This is a genomic window from Colwellia sp., from assembly GCF_013215345.1.
In the GTDB taxonomy this organism is placed as follows: domain Bacteria; phylum Pseudomonadota; class Gammaproteobacteria; order Enterobacterales; family Alteromonadaceae; genus Colwellia.
Genome location: NZ_JABSOV010000018.1, coordinates 18,297 through 35,709, shown reverse-complemented (window position 1 = coordinate 35,709; position 17,413 = coordinate 18,297). Strand labels below are relative to the sequence as shown.

The window sequence follows — 17,413 nt, the reverse complement described above, 5'->3', positions numbered from 1 at the left end:
TAGCAGTTATCACTGGTAATGTTTAACTACTTTGCTATTAAACTGTTCTGGCTAGAGCTACTTTATATAGCTTTACTATAGCGTGAATTGTTCGCCTAGGTATACATCTCTCACTTTTTGATTAGCAAGAATTTGCTCGGCGTTGCCTTGGGCAATTATTTCACCGTGGCTAACTATATAAGCATGTTCACAAACGTCTAAAGTTTCTCTTACATTATGATCGGTAATTAATATACCGATACCTCGTTGCTTTAATTGTAATATTATTTTTTTAATATCGCCAACCGAAATAGGATCAACACCGGCAAAAGGCTCATCTAATAAAATAAATTGCGGGTCTGCCGCTAATGCTCGGGCAATTTCAACACGTCGTCGTTCACCACCTGATAAGCTCATACCGGTATTATCTTTGATATGACAGATATGAAACTCTTCTAAGAGATGTTCAAGCTTTTCTGCGCGTTGTGTTTCATTAAGCTCTTTACGTGTTTGTAATATAGCCATGATATTGTCAGAAACGGTGAGTTTTCTAAAAATTGATGCTTCTTGCGGCAAATAACCTATGCCACGACGAGCTCTTTCATGCATAGGAGCAAGCGTTAAGTCTTCGCCGTTCAGTTTAATGGTGCCATTGTCATTAGGTACTAAGCCAACGATCATATAAAACGAGGTGGTTTTTCCTGCACCATTTGGCCCTAATAAACCAACTATTTGCCCAGCATCAACTTGCAAACTGACATTTTTAACAACCTGCCTGCTTTTATAAGACTTAGATAAACCCTCGGCAATTAAAGTGTTTTTAGGGGGATTACTATCGATATTAGTTGTCACTGCCATTACCTTTTTTTTCTGATTTTTTATCAACTACTTTATCAGAGGTTTTTTCTGCTTTAGACTTTTCGTAAGTTTCTTTTTGTTTCTTTAATATTGTTGGTTGCAGTACGGTAGTAACAGACTGATTCTCCGAGCCTTGTGCTTCTAGTTTTTCGCTTAAGGTATTGTAAGTAATTTCATTACCTCTAACTTCACTACCCGCTTGCTTGACTAAGGCATTTCCTGAAATTGTGATCATATTAGCGTTAGGGATATAGGTGATTTCATCGGCTTGTAATTTAATTAAGCTACCGTCTTCGAGTTTCTGCTGAAAGACCGCTGGATTACCTTTGGCTAGATAGGTATCAGTTTTTTCACCGCTGTTTTTATCGATACTGCTAAAGACCTTAACTATATCGGCGGTAATAGAAATAGAGCCTTGTTGGATGCTAACATTATCCAAATAACTGGCGATTTTATTTTTAAGATCGGCAGATTGGCGTTGTGACTTAATAGTTATTTCTTGCTCTAAATCTTTTTTAGCAGCTTGGGCGCTAGTGAATAAGAATAGGCTGCAAGTTAGGGCGAGTACTTTTAAGGTACCTGAGTTTAAATTAGCTTTTATCATGTTTTTTATAAATAGTACGTTCATGCTGGGTTATTGTCATTTGTTTAGTGTTTAAATCGATAATTAATCCTGAGCCGTAGATGGTCAAGTCTTTACCGACCACAATAACGGCTTGCTCTGAACTAATTATATTGGTTTTTAAATCTAATGTTATTTTTTTGCAATGAATCTCTTTTATTAAGCTATCAACTTCAGTTGCCTGAATAAGGACCTGTGTTTTGAGTTCAACACGATTATCTTTGTACAGTGTCGCTTCTTGAGCACTAACTTTCCATGGCTGGCCATCTTTTTGCGGGTACAAAGTATAATGTGGCGCTTCAAAGTAACTCACCTCTAAATCAGCATAATGCTCCATTCGCTCTGCTTCGATAGTGTGAGATAATTGCCCCATTTCATTATAAATTCTACTTTTTAGTTTCTCAGCGATAAAGTCAGGGCGCTCTACATCAACAATTAAGGTGTCTTGTTCAATGGCTGCGGTACGCCATTCGATAATGCCATATATTAGCGCACTAAGCAGTAAAACAAATAGCGTGAGGCTATTTAACCGGTTCATACACTAGCGCCTGTCGCACTGGTTAAGCTACCCTGAGTTTGCATGATTAAATCACATGTTTCCCTTACTGCGCCAAAACCGCCACGGGTAAAAGTAATGTAATTTGCGCCACGCATTACCAGAGGATGACCATCAGAAACACAAATACCAAGGCCTACTGCTTCAATACAAGCCAGATCAGGCACGTCATCGCCAATATAAGCCACTTCGCTAAGGTTAATGGCTAATTTTTTTGCTAATTCGATTAGTGCTGGCAGTTTATCTTCTTGACCTTGAATAATATGCGCAACATTTAAAGCTTTCATACGATTTGCTACGATAGCAGAATTCCTACCGGTAATAATTGCTACCGCAACACCACTTGCACCTAAAGCTTTTATGCCAAAGCCATCTTTAGTGTGAAAAGCTTTTAGCTCTTCACCATCATTACCTAAATATATTCTGCCATCAGAAAATACACCGTCAACGTCACAGACCAGTAACTTTATTTGCTTAGCTTTGACTAAAATGTTGCTCTGAACATTACCGTATAAAGTGTTCATTAAAGTACTCCAGAGCTTAAGAAGTCATGCATATTCATCGCACCAACGACCTGGTTATTATTATCAACAATGATAAGACCATTAATTTTTTTATCTTCCATTATTTTTAGCGCCTGAGCCGCGAGCATATCACTTTGCGCTACCTGCGGGTTGTGGGTCATTACTGTGCTAATACTATCGCTGTGAATATCTATTCTGTTATCCAGTACTCTGCGAAGATCACCATCAGTAAATAAGCCGACTAATTGCTGCTCATTGTTAACTATCGCGGTCATGCCTAAGCCCTTCAATGACATTTCAACCAAGGCATCTTTGATAAGTGCATGCTCAGAAACCACTGGCACTCGTTCACCTTGATGCATAATATCGTTGAGGCGCAGTAATAAGCGTTTACCTAAACTACCACCAGGGTGAGATAAGGCAAAATCATCAGCGGTAAAGTCACGGGCATTTAATAAGGCTACAGCTAAGGCATCACCCATTACTAGGGCGGCGGTCGTGCTTGATGTTGGCGCTAAACCAAGTGGGCAAGCTTCAGCAGAGACTTTAATGCAAACATGGGTGTCGGCTAATTTAGCTAGGGTAGAGTCCTTATTACCCGTCATTGAAATCAGTTTCGCGCCAATGCGCTTAATCACCGGGATGATAGCGAGTACTTCACTGGTTTCACCTGAGTTAGAGATGGTTAACACCACATCGTTACCGGTGATCATACCTAAGTCACCATGACTGGCTTCGCCTGGGTGAACAAAAAATGACGGTGTGCCAGTGCTAGCAAGAGTGGCTGCTATTTTTCCACCAATATGACCTGACTTGCCCATACCGATAACAATCACTCGACCTTTACAATGGAACATAAGTTGGCAGGCAAGTTCAAAGCTATCATCAATGAATTGCACTAATTCAGCAATGGCTTGCTGCTCAATCTCAATTACGTTTTTTGCTAACTGTTTGAAATTTTTCATAATGATTAATTTATATCAACTCTGCTTATGATAATCGACTAAAAAGTAATACTTGATAAGCAATAAAGCTTAACAGTAATAATACGCCTTTTGCACGAGTAATTCTAAATGCGCCCAATCGGCGACTAAAACATAAAATAAATAGTAATAAAGTAACACCTAACATATAGGGTGCATCTCTACTGGCGGCTGAGGGATCAATATCACCGGGAGAAATGAGGGCAGCTAGTGGCAATACCGCTAAAATATTAAAGATATTTGAGCCAATGATATTACCTAAGGCTAAATCGTCTTCTTTTTTGATTATGCTCATAATACACGCGGCTAGCTCTGGTAAGCTAGTACCTATAGCAATAATGGTTAAGCCAATCACTAGGTCACTAATACCAAATGCTTTAGCAATAAATACCGAAGAATCCACCAAAAAGCTCGCACTTAATGGTAATAAAATGATTCCAACGCCTAACCAAAGTAAAGATAACTTCATACTTACTGCTGGGGCAACATCATGTTCAGCTTCAATAATTAAGGGGTCATCACTGGGCTTTCCTTGGGTTCTCTTTAATGTGATAACGAGTAGCGCAATGATGTAAATAGCAAAGCCGGACATTAAAATAATGCCTTCATAAAAACTAAAGTGGTTATCACTAAGTACCCAATAGCCTAATGCGGTGATGGCTAAAATCAGTGGGATTTCACGTTTTATTGTTTGTGATGATACAGTTAAAGGTTGTAACAAGGCGGTAATACCAAGCACCAAAGCAATATTAGTAATATTTGAGCCAATGGCGTTACCAATGGCGGTATCTGGATTACCTTGCAAAGATGCCGTTGCCGCTACCATCATTTCGGGGGCTGAAGAACCCATTGCAACAATGGTTAAACCAATAATCATGGGTGAAATGCCTAAATTTCTCGCTAATGATGAAGCACCAAATACGAATTTGTCTGCGCTCCAAACTAAAGCAATAAGGGCAATGAGTAATATAAAAATTTGTTCTAGCATTAATGACTCCAAGGTGATACCTAGTCGACTAAGTCTTTTCCCGCTCAGCGAGAATTAAAAAGGTTTAGAGGCAAGAAATTGATTGCAGAGAATGGTTATTCCCTTGTCAAAATCAATAACGCAGCATATGAACCTTTTTAAACTCGCCCTTTAGGAGCTTATTAGCAAACTGATAACTGCCCAAAATTAATGAAATATAGAATGACTATGTTTAATCAATTTTTCTTGTTTTAAGCTCGCTAATATAGCTCTGAGTTGGGAGCAAACTGAATCGAATTGGTATTATGAGTAAATTGTCGCTGGTTGTTGAGCAAAAAAGAAGTAAATAATGTCAACAACAGGGAAATAGTATTAATTTGTCTTAGTTTTAAGCGAAAACGATCACTTTCTTACAAATTAGCTTAGAGTTTTTACACTTATTGCCTCGTTATTGGTTTATTTCTAATGAACAATTGTTATGGCTCAGGTAAAATCATCGGCTACTAAAGAAATTATATTGCGGACTTAGTCTAATGGTCTGCGGCAATAAATTAACAGTGACGTTGAATAATGACAAAGCCTGCATCTGAAGAAAATTTGGTTGAAATTGAAAACCTAACCTTTAAACGGGGTGAGCGAGTTATCTTTGACGATCTCAGCTTGTCTATTCCGAAAGGAAAAGTGACCGCAATCATGGGACCCAGTGGTATAGGCAAAACAACCTTGCTGCGTTTAATTGGCGGTCAAATAAAACCAGAAAGTGGTAAAATACTCTTTGCTGGCAAAAACATACCTTTGCTATCACGTAGCGAGTTATATGAAGCACGTAAACATATGAGTATGCTTTTTCAAAGTGGCGCCTTATTTACCGATATGAATGTTTTTGACAATATAGCCTTCCCCATTCGAGAACACACCAAATTATCTGAAGCCATCATTGAAAAAATAGTATTAATGAAGCTAGAAGCCGTTGGCTTACGTGGTGCAAGGCATCTACAGCCTAGTGAACTTTCTGGCGGTATGGCTCGTCGAGTAGCATTAGCACGCGCAATCGCTTTGGATCCCGAGCTGATCTTGTATGATGAGCCCTTTGCTGGCCAAGACCCTATTTCAATGGGGGTTATAGTGCGATTAATACGTTCATTAAGTGACGCGTTAGGATTAACTTCAGTGGTCGTTTCACATGATGTTCCCGAAGTTATGAGTATCGCTGATTATATTTATATTGTAGCGGAAAAGAAAATCATTGGTCATGGTACCCCAGAGCAAATACGCCAAGATACCTCGCCTTTGGTACAGCAGTTTGTACAAGGTGAAGCTGATGGTCCAGTACCTTTTCATTATGAAGCTCCAGCTTATCGTGATGAACTTATTAAAATATCTTAAGGGATAGTGAGTAAATGAACCTTATTCGAAGTCGTAAAATTCGAGGCGTTAACTAGTGCAGCAGTTACATTATTTAGGTAAAAAAACCCTTAGCATGATAAGTGGTTTAGGACGCGCAGTAATTTTGTTGGTATCAGCGTTAATGCATGTGCCTAATATAAGGAAGGGTACACCTTTACTTATCCAGCAGCTTTATAGTGTCGGTGTTTTATCTTTATTGATAATTATCGTCTCGGGTACGTTTATAGGTATGGTGTTAGCTTTACAAGGCTATACTATTCTTGTCGGCTATGGCGCAGAAGCTAGCTTAGGTCCTATGGTTGCGCTGTCGTTATTACGAGAGCTTGGTCCTGTGGTTGCTGCGTTATTATTTGCTGGCCGAGCAGGCTCTGCTCTAACAGCTGAAATAGGTTTAATGAAAGCTACTGAGCAATTATCAAGCTTAGAGATGATGGCTATTGATCCGTTAAGACGAATTATTGCGCCACGCTTTTGGGCCGGTTTTATTAGTTTACCTTTATTGGCCGCTATTTTCTCAATGGTGGGCATACTCGGTGCTTACGTCGTTGGTGTTGATTGGTTGGGTGTTGATGGCGGAACCTTTTGGTCAGTGATGCAAGATCAAGTCGATTTTGAAAAAGATATCCTCAACGGCGTAATCAAAAGTGTCGTCTTTGCTTTTGTAGTGATGTGGATAGCGGTATACAAAGGTTATGATTGTGAGCCAACCTCTGAGGGCATTAGTCGGGCAACTACCTCTACTGTGGTACAATCATCATTATGGGTTTTGTGTCTAGATTTTATTTTAACGGCGTTAATGTTCGTAAAATAATCACGGAAATAGTTAATCAGTCAGATGTTTATATTGAATTTTTTATTACAAGGCGTTGGTGAAAGACATGGTGTCTAAGAAAGTAGAGTTATTAGTAGGTTTTTTTGTTGCATTAGGCATAGCTGCCTTATTAATGTTGTCGTTAAAAGTTGCAGATGCAGGTCTTGGCGGGGGTAGTGAAAGTTATCAGCTTTTTGCTAAGTTCGATAATATTGGCGGTTTGAAAGTACGTTCGCCGATTAAAATTGGTGGCGTTGTTGTCGGCCGTGTCAGCGATATATCGTTAGACGACGAAGACTATACACCCGTAGTCACTCTTGATATTTATATTCAATACAATAAGTTATCAGAGGCTACTTCTGTGGCAATATTAACTGCCGGCTTATTAGGCGAACAATATTTAGGTGTGCAACCAGGCTTTGTCGATGAGTCGGTTGATACTTTGCAAGCAGGTGATTTCATTGAAGATACTAAGCCAGCCTTAGTATTAGAAGAGTTAATTGGACAGTTTTTATTTAGCCAAGGAAGTGGTGATGAATAAGTTAGTGAATATAAGTAAGCTATATATAGGTAAGCGCAACAGTAATATTTTTGCAGGCTTAGTTTTAGGCCTGTTACTGAATAATACGGCTATGGCTAATACAGAAGTAGCAACTAAGTTACCTGCAGAGGCTACTAATCTCTCTTCGCAGCCTACTCGACTTATTGTTGACCAAAGTAATCCTTATAACATGGTACGAGGTGCTGCCGAGCAGACCTTTAAGCGCTTTGCTGCCGAGCAACAAGCTATCCAAGCAAATCCCAATTTGCTAAAAGATATAGTTCGTGAAGAGCTTATGCCTTATATCAATCATAAATATTCTGCTTTTAAGGTTATTGGTAAGCATTTAAAGAAAACAACCGACGCTGAACGTCGCGCGTTTGTACCGGTTTTTCGTGAATACTTAGTGAGCTCTTATGCACAAGTCTTTACTTTATATGATAATCAAGCGGTGGAGTTTTCCCCTGAAAAGTCTTATGAGGGTAAAAGAATCGTTGCGGTGAATACTCGCATTATCATGCCAGGTAGAGCTAATATTAATGTTGCTTTCAAAGTTAGACTTAATAAAAAAACTAAAGAGTGGCAAGCATTTGATATGGTGGCAGAAGGCATAAGTTTACTTGACTCAAAGCAAGCCGAGTTAGGTAGTATCATTAGGCAAAAGGGCCTACCTTATGTGACTGAATTATTAAAAAGAAAAAGCACTCGAGACATTGTATTTAAAAGTCGTGCAGCTAAAGACAGTGGCGCAACTGCAAAAAAAGCACAGCAAGGGTAAATCGTGAGTAAAGCGAATATAGTTCTAAATCATGGTACTCTTGCTATTGCGGGGGAATTAACCCGTCATAGTGTCGCCGAAATTAAAAAAAATGCCTATGTTAACTGGTTTGCCCATGGTGCGGTGAACGTTGACCTAAGCCAAGTGAACAAGGCCGATACGGCTGGACTTGCTTGGTTGTTTTACCTTTTGGAGCAGGCATCTCATCATAGCTGCGAATTAAGCTTTAGTAATGTTCCTGAGAAATTAACTAAACTAATTAGTTTAAGTGGTGTGGACGGTTTATTGCCCTTAGCATCTGATTAGTAACCATAAAATAACGTACATAGGAGACTCCCTTGGAAGTTAAAGAAATTGAAGAATTAGTAAGTAAACTGATTAATGACGCACTAGAACTTGATGAAGTGCATGTGAAATTTGATGGCTCACAATGCCGTATTAATGCAGTGAGTGATATGTTTGATGACTTAAGCCGCGTCAAGCGTCAACAAGCTGTGCTTAAGCCGTTAGCTGATATTATAAAAGACGGCACAATTCACGCCGTAACCGTGAAAACCTTTAATAAGGCGCAATGGCAGCGTGATAAATTATTTAATTAATGGTTAAGTTGTTACTTAATTGTATTTTTAATGCCTAGCTTTTTAATGCTGGGCATTTTTGTGTATACTGGCTGAATATTGTTTCATCATTTTAAGTAAGTAGTAGTTATTTTGGACGCATTTAAAGTTATTGGTGGTAATCCACTTCGCGGCGATGTCGTGATCTCTGGGGCAAAAAACGCAGCTCTTCCTATCTTAATGTCGGCATTGTTATCTAAAACGCCGATCGTTTTTAGTAATGTACCTCAGCTTAATGATATTTTAACTACGGTTAAGTTATTGGGTCAGCTAGGCGCTAAAAGTGAGTGGCTTAGCGAAGACAAATTAATGATCGATGCTAGTACTATTGATACTTGTCGCGCACCTTATGATTTAGTTAAAACTATGCGTGCTTCAATCTTAGTACTTGGTCCTTTACTTGCGCGTATGGGTCATGCTGAGGTTTCTTTACCAGGTGGTTGTGCTATAGGCGCAAGACCGGTAAATCTTCATATTCAAGGTTTAAAACTGATGGGTGCCGATATTACCGTTGAAGACGGTTATATAGTTGCCAAAAAAGAAGGTCGCTTAACTGGTGCCACTATTTTTATGGATACGGTTAGTGTAACCGGCACAGAAAACTTAATGATGGCAGCAGCGTTAGCCGAAGGTACCACCGTCATTGAAAATGCGGCGCGTGAACCTGAAATTGTTGATCTAGCTAATTGTTTAACAAGTATGGGTGCTAAAATTACTGGTGCTGGTAGTGATACTTTAACTATTGAGGGTGTGAGTGAGCTGAAGGGCTCAGAGTACACAGTGATGCCTGACCGTATAGAAACAGGTACATTTTTAGTGGCTGCTGCCGTTACTCAAGGCCATATCAAGTGTTTAAATACCGACCCTACTGCATTAGAGGCAGTGTTAAGCAAGTTGCAAGAAGCAGGCGCTAAAATCACTACTGGTAAAGATTGGATTGAGCTTGAAATGACAGCACCGGCGAAAGCGGTAAATGTTAGAACGGCACCACATCCGGCGTTTCCTACCGATATGCAAGCACAATTCATGACCATGAATGTTTTGGCTGAAGGTACTGCAACCGTTATCGAGACTATTTTCGAAAATCGCTTTATGCATGTTCCAGAATTACAACGTATGGGCGCTGATATCACGCTAGAAGGTAATACTGCGATAGTTAAGGGTGTTACTAGCCTTAATGGTGCACAAGTGATGGCGACAGATTTACGTGCTTCAGCAAGCCTGGTAATTGCAGGTTTAGTGGCTAAATCACCTACCCAAGTTGATCGTATCTATCATATCGATCGTGGCTACCTTTGTATCGAAGGAAAGTTGCAAGGCTTAGGCGCTGATATTATCCGTTTTAAAGTGGATTAATTATCCACTAGGGTTTTAATTAATACCGCTAGTGGCAGTGTTAATTAAAAAACTATAAAGGCTAGTACTTGCAAAAGTTCTGGCCTTTTTTGTGTCTGCAGAAAGTGCATAAAATAAAAGTTGCAGAGATTATTATGGAGGTTAGAATCTTGTATGGTTACAAAGTACTTAAAAATTTTCCCTAGTAGTTAAGGCTATATACAGAGACGTGGTCAGATACTGAGAAGAGTATAGCTTAAGTTAATTAGTTGTATTGAAGGGATCTGTTTGAGAGCTAAATTTTTAAAGGCATAAATTAAAGGCAATAAAAAAGGACATCCTTTACAGGAATGTCCTTTTTCAAACATCTAATGTAAGTTAGCTGATAGCTAACTTAACAAGTGCTAATTAAAGAGCAACGATGTTTTCAGCTTGAGGGCCTTTTTGACCTTCAGTAACTGTAAATTCAACTTTTTGACCTTCAGCAAGAGTTTTGAAACCGTCACCAACGATAGCGTTGAAATGAGCAAAAACGTCTGGACCGTTTTCTTGCTCGATAAAACCAAAACCTTTAGCTTCGTTAAACCATTTTACTGTACCAGTAGTAGTAGACATAATGTATCCTATAAATATTTAAGAGTAATTGTGCTGCTAATTGCTTATGCAAGTAGCTCGCGGGTTTGCTAAAAAGAGTTGCTATTACTTATAAATCAGGACGTGTTACAGATATCTTATCTAAGGTAAGCATGAGATAACATCGAAATGGTGTACAAAAAAATAAACTAACTTCAAGCTGGGGGCATTATATAGTTAGCGCGTCATATGTCAACCATAAGTGTGTTTTAAGCTGCAAGTAAATTAGAATATTATACTTACAGCTTATGTTTATCCTTATAATTTAAACTCTTGCACCGATTGTTGTAGTTCTTCCGCTAAACGAGCAACCTCACTGCTTGATGCTGCAGTTTGTTGCGAGCCAGCAGTGGTTTGCTCGGCAATAGTCACAATAGACTCAAGGTTTTCACTAATTTCATGGGCGACAACACTTTGCTCTTCGGCTGCCGTAGCAATTTGTGTACTGCGATCAAATGCCTCATGTACTGCATGGGTAATGACTTCTAGTGCTTGATCTGCTTCTTCGCTTTGGCTGACACAGTCACTGGCTTTAGCTTTACCGGCATCCATTACCGTTACCGCTTTACCTGCGCCGGTTTGTAGCGCCTCTATCATGGTTTGAATTTCTGAAGTCGACTCTTGAGTTCTGCTCGCTAATGTTCGTACTTCATCAGCAACTACGGCAAAGCCTCGACCTTGTTCACCCGCTCGAGCTGCCTCAATGGCCGCATTCAAAGCTAGTAAGTTTGTTTGTTCGGCAATTCCACGAATTACATCTAAAATGCCACCAATTGAAGCACTGTCTTGCTGTAATTGATTGATAACCTGAGATGCTGAGTCAACCTCACTGGCTAATAATTCTATCGTCTGGCGGTTTCGCGCTGAAATAACTTTAACACGCTCGGCTTCGTCATCGGCATGCTTTATTTCGCTCAAGGCATCATTAGCACTTGCCAGCACGCTTTGAGCGGTACTGCTCATTTCTGTCGTGGCAGAAGCGGCTTGTTCTACTTGATTGCGTTGCTCTTCAATTGCCGTGGTACTTTGCGCGGTAACTGCAGATGTTTGCTCTGCGGCGGCAGCCAGTTGGGCGGAGCGATTAACAATACTTTCGATCAGGTTACGTAAACTATCAATCAATAAGTTGCAGTTTCTTGATAACTGAGCAAATTCATCAGTGCCACTTTCATCAAGTTTCATTGAAAGGTCACCAGAGGCAACAATATTAAGCATTTCATTAACGCGAGCTAGTGGACGAGTAATACCGATAAGCGTTGCTCTAGCAATAAATAGGGCGACAACAATTGAGATAAGCATGATAATTGTTGTTTGGGTATTACCACTACTCACAGCGTCTTCTATCAACTGACTTGCTTTGATGGTAGTTTGATTAGCTAACTCAATTTGTTTTTCTAAAGCGCTATTAACTTGTTTAGCCGATAGCTCTTCTTGTTTGAGCATACGAGCTGCTTTTTTATTGGCGGCAAGTTGCGCTGTTTTATGAGCAAGAATGCCATCTTCTCGAGATAAAAGTGCTTGGATTTTGTTAAAGGCAAGGCTGACTTGCTGTGAAATGTCGCTGATATCATGGGTATCTAATTCAGAGATGATATCGTCTACAGACTTGTTTGCTTCACTTAGGCTGCGTGAAAGTTCACTTTCGATGAGTTTGGCGGTACTTGCATCGAGGATATCTCGGTATTCAAATGAGGAAGAGACTATGGAGTTAAATTGGTTTTCTAAATGCTCGCTCAAACTTATAGCGCGCTGAAGTTTAGTGTCTGCTAAATCATGATCTGCTAAATCTAAAAGTAACATCACTGTGTCATCAGCTTGCTCTTCTAAAGTATCTACTTTTTCTATTAATTGTTGCTGTTGTTCGATACTTGTTTTATGGCTACTAAATAAACCAAGGCCAGCACGGTGAAAATTAGCGGAAAGATTGTCTACCTGTCCCAAGTTTGCTAACAAATTTTGCTCTGTAGCAACAATCTGTTTAAGCTCTGATAATCCTTTTGAGAAAAGACTATTGATTTTCTTATAATCTCTCAGCTGTTGAGCTAACAGATTAAGATCTGTTAGATAGTAACCTTCTAAAGTTAAATTACTCATTTGGCTCAATTCAAGGGCAAGTTTATTACTGGCTTTAAGGGTTGGGATTGCCAAAGTATTTTGTTGCTGAGTGGCCTCACTTATAGTATCTAAGTTCGATAGCGATATGATACTAATTACTACCAGTAAAATTGAAATAATGGCAAAGCCACCAATAATTTTTACAGCTACAGTTAAATTCATAGAATCCACCCAATTGGTAGGCTACTTGCCTAGTTAATACGTTAATTTGTTTTGATATTTATCAAGTTTAGCTTGTATCGGCGCGCAATAGGAAATATTTAATTTTATTTCCAACTACTGTTAACATTATACTAAGTGAAAATATATCCGCTATGGATTCTTTGTTTTTATCTGATATAAAATTCTTTATTATTCTATATGCTCAGTATTGCCGCTTGACTGAAGTGTTTTTTATCATGCCAGCGTAGCATGGTCAATTGATTCCCCCAGACACACCCGGTATCTAAGGGATAAATATTAGTGTGTGAACATTGGCCCATTAACGAAGCCCAATGACCAAAAACCCAAGCAGTATCCTTGATAGTATGTGATAACTCATACCATGGCACTATGCCGCTAACATTAATATCATCAGGAGATTCTTTTTGGGTAAACTCTAGAGAACCATCACTAAAGCAATAGCGCATACGGGTAAAGGCATTAATACTGAAACGAAACTTGTCAATTTCACTTTTTACTTGTCGCCAACTATTAGGTTCTTCGCCATACATTAGTGCTAACCAGGTATTACGCTCACTACTGGCAAGTTTAGAGTGGACAAACTGAGCTTGCTCTATGGCATCGGCTAGTTGCCATTGTGGGGATATTCCCGCATGACTCATGTAGGCATCATTAGTTATGTTTTGCTGTTCTGCTTGAGAATTAAGCTGGGGTATTTTTTGTAATAAAGGTTGCGCCGCGAGCCAGTCCATCAAGTCATCAATATCATCAGCAGCCAATAGTGCCGCTAAATGATCTGACTTTTTTGCTTTTTTAATGCCAGCATAAACCGCTAATAGATGTAAATCGTGATTGCCTAAGACAACCTTGGCACTTTCACCAAGAGACTTTACTAAGCGTAAGGTTTTTAAAGAATCAGGGCCGCGAGCGACTAAGTCGCCCGCAAGGTAGAGGGTATCTTTCTTGTCATCAAAATTAACTTGCACTAACAGAGCCGTTAATTCGTTAAAACAACCTTGTATATCACCTACCAGATAGATCGCCATAAGCTATACCATTTTGATTTAGTTTCTTTTCACTCAGCGAGAGTTAAAAGGTTTAGAGGCAAGGCATTGATTGAAGAGAATGGTTATTCCCTTATCAAAATCAATAACGTAGGATGTCAGCCTTTTAAACTCGCCCTTCGGGAGTTTGTCAGCGACTCGATAACCGCACTGAATTTCTTTCATATAGAAATAACTATAATGTAAAAAATTCAATTTGTTCTCAAACCGCTGATAAGCTCTGAGTGGGAAAAAACTGAGTCAAATTGGTATTACTCTGCTTCTGGCGCAGAGCCCTTATTTAAATCGTTTTTAGCACGTTGAGCGAGTCTGCTTTTTGACATGTGTCTTTTTTCTTTTACTGGCGCAACCTCGGGTGGGTTATCAACAATAAAGTTGGCAAGCTTTATATATTCATCAATACTTAGGTTTTCTGGGCGTAAATTAGCATCAATATTTAATTCAGCTAACTGCGCTACGCTAACTAAGTTCTTAAAACTATTACGAATAGTTTTTCTGCGCTGACCAAAGGCGGCTAAACAAATAGTATTTAAGGCCTTGATATCTTTAACAGGGTTAGCAATATGTTCGTGCGGGATCAACCGAACAATGGCAGAATCAACTTTCGGTGCGGGTTTAAAGGCTTCTGGACCAATTTCCATCACTGGGAATACTTGGCACTGGTATTGAGTCATTATTGATAAACGACCATAGGCTTTACAATGAGGGCCAGCCGCCATACGCTCTACCACTTCTTTTTGCAGCATAAAGTGCATATCTTTCACTTTATCTTTGAAAGTAAGTAGGTGAAATATTAGTGGCGTGGAAATGTTATAAGGTAAGTTACCAAAAATTCGTAATGGCTTTTCTTCGCTAGCTAACTGAGCAAAATCAAATTTCAAGGCATCTGTTTCATAGATGGTTAAGTCATCGGCTATAAAAGGATGGTGACGCAGTCTATGAGCTAGATCTCTATCTAATTCTACTACCGATATTTTACCTGCTCGTTCAATAACTGGCTCAGTTAATGCGCCTAAACCAGGGCCAATTTCTACAAGGTTTTCACCGGGCTCTGGATTAATAGCATCGACAATATCACTGATAACAGCTTCATTATGGAGGAAGTTTTGTCCAAAGCGTTTTTTGGCTTGGTGACCTAAATGTTTTTTATCGTTCATAACTCTTTCTTTGTTAATCTATTTGTTACTGGCTAAGTTGATAGCATTGCGCATCGCTTCAATGAAACTACCTGAATCTGCGGTACCTGTACCAGCAAGATCTAGTGCTGTGCCATGGTCGACCGAAGTGCGAATAAAAGGTAGCCCAAGGGTAATATTTACCGATGAACCAAAGCCTTTATATTTTAGCACGGGCAGACCTTGATCATGGTACATGGCTAAAATAGCATCCGCTTCAACAAGGTACTTTTCTTGAAAAATGGTATCCGCAGGCAAAGGACCAATGATATCAATGCCATCGGCACGAAGCTCGGCAAAGGCAGGCTCCATTACGTCAATTTCTTCACGGCCTAAATGACCGTCTTCTCCGGCATGAGGATTGATGCCACAGGCATAAATTTTAGGTGATTTAATACCAAATTTTTCTTGTAAATCTTGGTGTAAAATACGGGTTACTTTTTGTAAACGTTCAGCCGTTATAGCTTTAGCAACATAGGCTAGCGGTATATGTGTGGTAACTAAAGCGACCCTTAAGCCTTCAGTCGCCAGCATCATCACCACGTCGGTACAATTAGCTTGATTAGCAAAGTATTCAGTATGACCACTAAAGGCAATGCCAGCTTTGTTTATCAAGCCTTTATGTACTGGGCCAGTAACTATGGCATCGAATTCGCCAGAGATATTTTTTTCACTGGCTATTCGCAACGTTTCTACCACATAAGCACCGTTGGCACTGTTTAAGGTCCCAGGGATAGAGGGCTCAGCCAGTTCGACATCAAGCACGGTTAAACTTCCAGCTTTTTGTGGGCTTGCGGGAGTATGCTGATCATAATCGATTATGGTCAATGGTAAAGAGAGTAGTTTTGCACGCTCTAATAGTAATGATTTTGAAGTAATCACCACCATTTCTACTGGCCAATCTCGCTGGGCGATACTAATGACTATATCGGGACCTATACCTGCAGGCTCGCCTGGCGTAATTGCAATGCGATGAGTCATTACTTGTCATCCTGTTCGAAAATTTCAATGTAGGCTTCATCTCGAGTCTCTTTCAACCAGCGAGTACTCTCCATACCATACTTACGGTTAAAGAGAATTTGATGAGCGCGATTTGTATTCATTTGTGAGGTGGCATCAACCATGCGGCGATCGTTCAACTGAATTATATGCCAGCCAAAAGATGAGCGGAATGGTTTATGTAGTTCGCCTTTTTTCATTGACGCTAACGCATCTTTAAAGGCTGGATCGTAGCTGGTTGGATCTGCCCAGCCTAAATCACCGCCACGTACAGACGTCGGCCCTTCAGAGTGCTCTTTAGCTAAATCTTCAAAAGTGGCTTCTCCAGCGTTAATTTTGTTTAAGAAACCTTGCAGTAGGTCCTGTGCTTTTGCATCACTTAAAATGATCGAAGGTTTAATTAATATGTGACGTGCTTTTACTTCTTCGACTTCAACAATTTTTCGTCCTCGGATGTCCAGTACTTTAACTATGCTGAAGCCTAAGCCGGTACGGATAGGGCCAACAATAGTACCTTTAGGCTTTTCGTTAATTAACTCGGAGAAAAGTGTCGGCATTTCATTAATATTTTTCCAACCCAAATCACCACCTTTTAAAGCATTAGCATCACCTGATGAAGTAATGGCTATTCTAGCAAAGTCTGAGCCATCATTAAGTAATTCAACAACTTTATCGGCGCGAGTTTTTGCTGCTGCTAAGTCCTCTTGACTCGCGTTAGCTGGAAACTCAATTAAAATGTGACCTAAATGATATTCAACATTATTAGTGCGTTGTTGTTTCATTATATCTAGTAGGTTAATAATTTCTTGTGGTGAGACAAAGATCCGACGTTGAACACTATTACGGCTTACTTCGCCAGAGATTAACTCAGTACGAACACTTTCTCGGTATTTCTCATAGCTACTACCTTCATCAATCACTTTTTGGCGAAATTGAGCTAAAGTCATTTTATCGTCTTTAGCCATATTATTTAGCGTCTGATCCAGCTGAGCATCACTAATTTGGATACCCATGCGCTGGCCAATTTGGCTAAGCAGGCTGTCATTAATTAATTTATCCATCACCTGAATACGTAAAGCTTTATCCGATGGTAGTTCTTGGTTATTACTTTTAGCTTGTTGTTTTATGCTGGCAAGTAAATCATTAACTTCAGATTCAAGTACTACACCGCTATTAACTATGGCTGCTACTCTATCGAGTAATTCCTCATTGGCGTGAGCGGGGGTTATAGCACTAACGATAAGGCTAGATACTAACAATATTGTTTTTATGGTATTTTTCATTATT

Annotated in this window: 19 protein-coding genes; 7 read left to right on the top strand and 12 right to left on the bottom strand. The window is 39.6% G+C overall.

Annotated elements, in window-relative coordinates:
• Window positions 1-75 precede the first annotated feature (75 nt).
• Genes lptB through HRT50_RS03955 form a run of 6 tightly spaced genes read right to left on the bottom strand, consistent with a single transcriptional unit; the run spans window position 76 to window position 4,510 of the window.
• Window positions 76-831 carry an LPS export ABC transporter ATP-binding protein gene (gene lptB / locus HRT50_RS03980; protein WP_291611560.1) on the bottom strand — a complete coding sequence of 252 codons (756 nt, stop codon included), beginning with the start codon at window positions 829-831 and terminating at the stop codon, window positions 76-78.
• On the bottom strand, window positions 821-1,441 hold the full coding sequence (gene lptA, locus HRT50_RS03975) for a lipopolysaccharide transport periplasmic protein LptA (RefSeq protein WP_291611558.1): 621 nt from the start codon (window positions 1,439-1,441) through the stop codon (window positions 821-823). The genes lptB and lptA overlap by 11 nt, the downstream gene beginning before the upstream one ends.
• Complete coding sequence (gene lptC, locus HRT50_RS03970; protein ID WP_291611556.1) at window positions 1,428-1,997, bottom strand: LPS export ABC transporter periplasmic protein LptC; 570 nt, start codon at window positions 1,995-1,997, stop codon at window positions 1,428-1,430. The genes lptA and lptC overlap by 14 nt, the downstream gene beginning before the upstream one ends.
• Complete coding sequence (kdsC, locus tag HRT50_RS03965) at window positions 1,994-2,539, bottom strand: 3-deoxy-manno-octulosonate-8-phosphatase KdsC (RefSeq protein ID WP_291611554.1); 546 nt, start codon at window positions 2,537-2,539, stop codon at window positions 1,994-1,996. The genes lptC and kdsC overlap by 4 nt, the downstream gene beginning before the upstream one ends.
• Window positions 2,539-3,504, bottom strand: a complete 966-nt coding sequence (locus HRT50_RS03960; RefSeq protein ID WP_291611552.1) for a KpsF/GutQ family sugar-phosphate isomerase — start codon at window positions 3,502-3,504, stop codon at window positions 2,539-2,541. Before HRT50_RS03960 ends, kdsC begins: the two co-directional genes overlap by 1 nt.
• A 25-nt stretch (window positions 3,505-3,529) precedes the next feature.
• Window positions 3,530-4,510 carry a calcium/sodium antiporter gene (locus HRT50_RS03955; protein WP_291611550.1) on the bottom strand — a complete coding sequence of 327 codons (981 nt, stop codon included), beginning with the start codon at window positions 4,508-4,510 and terminating at the stop codon, window positions 3,530-3,532.
• A gap of 549 nt (window positions 4,511-5,059) precedes the next feature.
• Here HRT50_RS03955 and mlaF point away from each other — a divergent pair.
• The 7 genes from mlaF (at window position 5,060) to murA (ending at window position 9,999) form a co-directional block, all read left to right on the top strand.
• Window positions 5,060-5,875: a phospholipid ABC transporter ATP-binding protein MlaF gene (gene mlaF, locus HRT50_RS03950; RefSeq protein WP_291611548.1), complete on the top strand. Its 816-nt coding sequence runs from the start codon at window positions 5,060-5,062 to the stop codon at window positions 5,873-5,875.
• Between the two features lie 55 nt (window positions 5,876-5,930).
• Window positions 5,931-6,707: a lipid asymmetry maintenance ABC transporter permease subunit MlaE gene (mlaE, locus tag HRT50_RS03945; RefSeq protein ID WP_291611546.1), complete on the top strand. Its 777-nt coding sequence runs from the start codon at window positions 5,931-5,933 to the stop codon at window positions 6,705-6,707.
• 67 nt (window positions 6,708-6,774) lie between these two features.
• Entirely contained in the window at window positions 6,775-7,248 is a 474-nt protein-coding gene (mlaD, locus tag HRT50_RS03940) for an outer membrane lipid asymmetry maintenance protein MlaD (RefSeq protein ID WP_291611545.1), read from the top strand.
• Window positions 7,241-8,026: an ABC transporter substrate-binding protein gene (locus tag HRT50_RS03935; RefSeq protein ID WP_291611543.1), complete on the top strand. Its 786-nt coding sequence runs from the start codon at window positions 7,241-7,243 to the stop codon at window positions 8,024-8,026. Before mlaD ends, HRT50_RS03935 begins: the two co-directional genes overlap by 8 nt.
• 3 nt (window positions 8,027-8,029) lie before the next feature.
• Window positions 8,030-8,332: an STAS domain-containing protein gene (locus tag HRT50_RS03930; protein WP_291611541.1), complete on the top strand. Its 303-nt coding sequence runs from the start codon at window positions 8,030-8,032 to the stop codon at window positions 8,330-8,332.
• A gap of 32 nt (window positions 8,333-8,364) precedes the next feature.
• On the top strand, window positions 8,365-8,625 hold the full coding sequence (locus HRT50_RS03925) for a BolA/IbaG family iron-sulfur metabolism protein (protein WP_291611540.1): 261 nt from the start codon (window positions 8,365-8,367) through the stop codon (window positions 8,623-8,625).
• Window positions 8,626-8,736: 111 nt separating this feature from the next.
• A complete protein-coding gene (murA, locus tag HRT50_RS03920) occupies window positions 8,737-9,999 on the top strand; it encodes a UDP-N-acetylglucosamine 1-carboxyvinyltransferase (protein WP_291611538.1) in 1,263 nt (420 codons plus the stop codon).
• A 387-nt stretch (window positions 10,000-10,386) separates the two neighbouring features.
• Here murA and HRT50_RS03915 read toward each other — a convergent pair whose 3' ends face one another.
• The 6 genes from HRT50_RS03915 to surA form a co-directional block, all read right to left on the bottom strand.
• Window positions 10,387-10,593 (bottom strand): cold-shock protein, encoded by a 207-nt coding sequence (locus HRT50_RS03915; protein WP_057182578.1) that lies wholly within the window; start codon window positions 10,591-10,593, stop codon window positions 10,387-10,389.
• 276 nt (window positions 10,594-10,869) lie between these two features.
• Complete coding sequence (locus HRT50_RS03910; RefSeq protein WP_291611532.1) at window positions 10,870-12,888, bottom strand: methyl-accepting chemotaxis protein; 2,019 nt, start codon at window positions 12,886-12,888, stop codon at window positions 10,870-10,872.
• A gap of 194 nt (window positions 12,889-13,082) precedes the next feature.
• Window positions 13,083-13,934, bottom strand: coding sequence for a symmetrical bis(5'-nucleosyl)-tetraphosphatase (locus HRT50_RS03905; protein WP_291611530.1), 852 nt, complete (start codon window positions 13,932-13,934; stop codon window positions 13,083-13,085).
• Between the two features lie 269 nt (window positions 13,935-14,203).
• The gene (gene rsmA / locus HRT50_RS03900; RefSeq protein WP_291611528.1) at window positions 14,204-15,109 is read right to left on the bottom strand and encodes a 16S rRNA (adenine(1518)-N(6)/adenine(1519)-N(6))-dimethyltransferase RsmA; all 906 of its coding nucleotides are present in this window, start codon (window positions 15,107-15,109) and stop codon (window positions 14,204-14,206) included.
• An 18-nt stretch (window positions 15,110-15,127) separates the two neighbouring features.
• Window positions 15,128-16,108, bottom strand: coding sequence for a 4-hydroxythreonine-4-phosphate dehydrogenase PdxA (gene pdxA, locus HRT50_RS03895; protein WP_291611526.1), 981 nt, complete (start codon window positions 16,106-16,108; stop codon window positions 15,128-15,130).
• Entirely contained in the window at window positions 16,108-17,409 is a 1,302-nt protein-coding gene (surA, locus tag HRT50_RS03890) for a peptidylprolyl isomerase SurA (protein ID WP_291611524.1), read from the bottom strand. Before surA ends, pdxA begins: the two co-directional genes overlap by 1 nt.
• Between the last annotated feature and the right edge of the window lie 4 nt (window positions 17,410-17,413).

What these genes read in the sequence shown, in the direction of transcription:
- rsmA (WP_291611528.1), bottom strand. Translation starts at nt 15,109, where the DNA reads ATGAACGATAAAAAACATTTAGGTCACCAAGCCAAAAAACGCTTTGGA.
- pdxA (WP_291611526.1), bottom strand. Translation starts at nt 16,108, where the DNA reads ATGACTCATCGCATTGCAATTACGCCAGGCGAGCCTGCAGGTATAGGT.
- lptC (WP_291611556.1), bottom strand. Translation starts at nt 1,997, where the DNA reads ATGAACCGGTTAAATAGCCTCACGCTATTTGTTTTACTGCTTAGTGCG.
- HRT50_RS03910 (WP_291611532.1), bottom strand. Translation starts at nt 12,888, where the DNA reads ATGAATTTAACTGTAGCTGTAAAAATTATTGGTGGCTTTGCCATTATT.
- HRT50_RS03955 (WP_291611550.1), bottom strand. Translation starts at nt 4,510, where the DNA reads ATGCTAGAACAAATTTTTATATTACTCATTGCCCTTATTGCTTTAGTT.
- mlaD (WP_291611545.1), top strand. Translation starts at nt 6,775, where the DNA reads ATGGTGTCTAAGAAAGTAGAGTTATTAGTAGGTTTTTTTGTTGCATTA.
- HRT50_RS03935 (WP_291611543.1), top strand. Translation starts at nt 7,241, where the DNA reads ATGAATAAGTTAGTGAATATAAGTAAGCTATATATAGGTAAGCGCAAC.
- mlaF (WP_291611548.1), top strand. Translation starts at nt 5,060, where the DNA reads ATGACAAAGCCTGCATCTGAAGAAAATTTGGTTGAAATTGAAAACCTA.
- HRT50_RS03905 (WP_291611530.1), bottom strand. Translation starts at nt 13,934, where the DNA reads ATGGCGATCTATCTGGTAGGTGATATACAAGGTTGTTTTAACGAATTA.
- HRT50_RS03915 (WP_057182578.1), bottom strand. Translation starts at nt 10,593, where the DNA reads ATGTCTACTACTACTGGTACAGTAAAATGGTTTAACGAAGCTAAAGGT.
- surA (WP_291611524.1), bottom strand. Translation starts at nt 17,409, where the DNA reads ATGAAAAATACCATAAAAACAATATTGTTAGTATCTAGCCTTATCGTT.
- lptA (WP_291611558.1), bottom strand. Translation starts at nt 1,441, where the DNA reads ATGATAAAAGCTAATTTAAACTCAGGTACCTTAAAAGTACTCGCCCTA.
- kdsC (WP_291611554.1), bottom strand. Translation starts at nt 2,539, where the DNA reads ATGAACACTTTATACGGTAATGTTCAGAGCAACATTTTAGTCAAAGCT.
- HRT50_RS03960 (WP_291611552.1), bottom strand. Translation starts at nt 3,504, where the DNA reads ATGAAAAATTTCAAACAGTTAGCAAAAAACGTAATTGAGATTGAGCAG.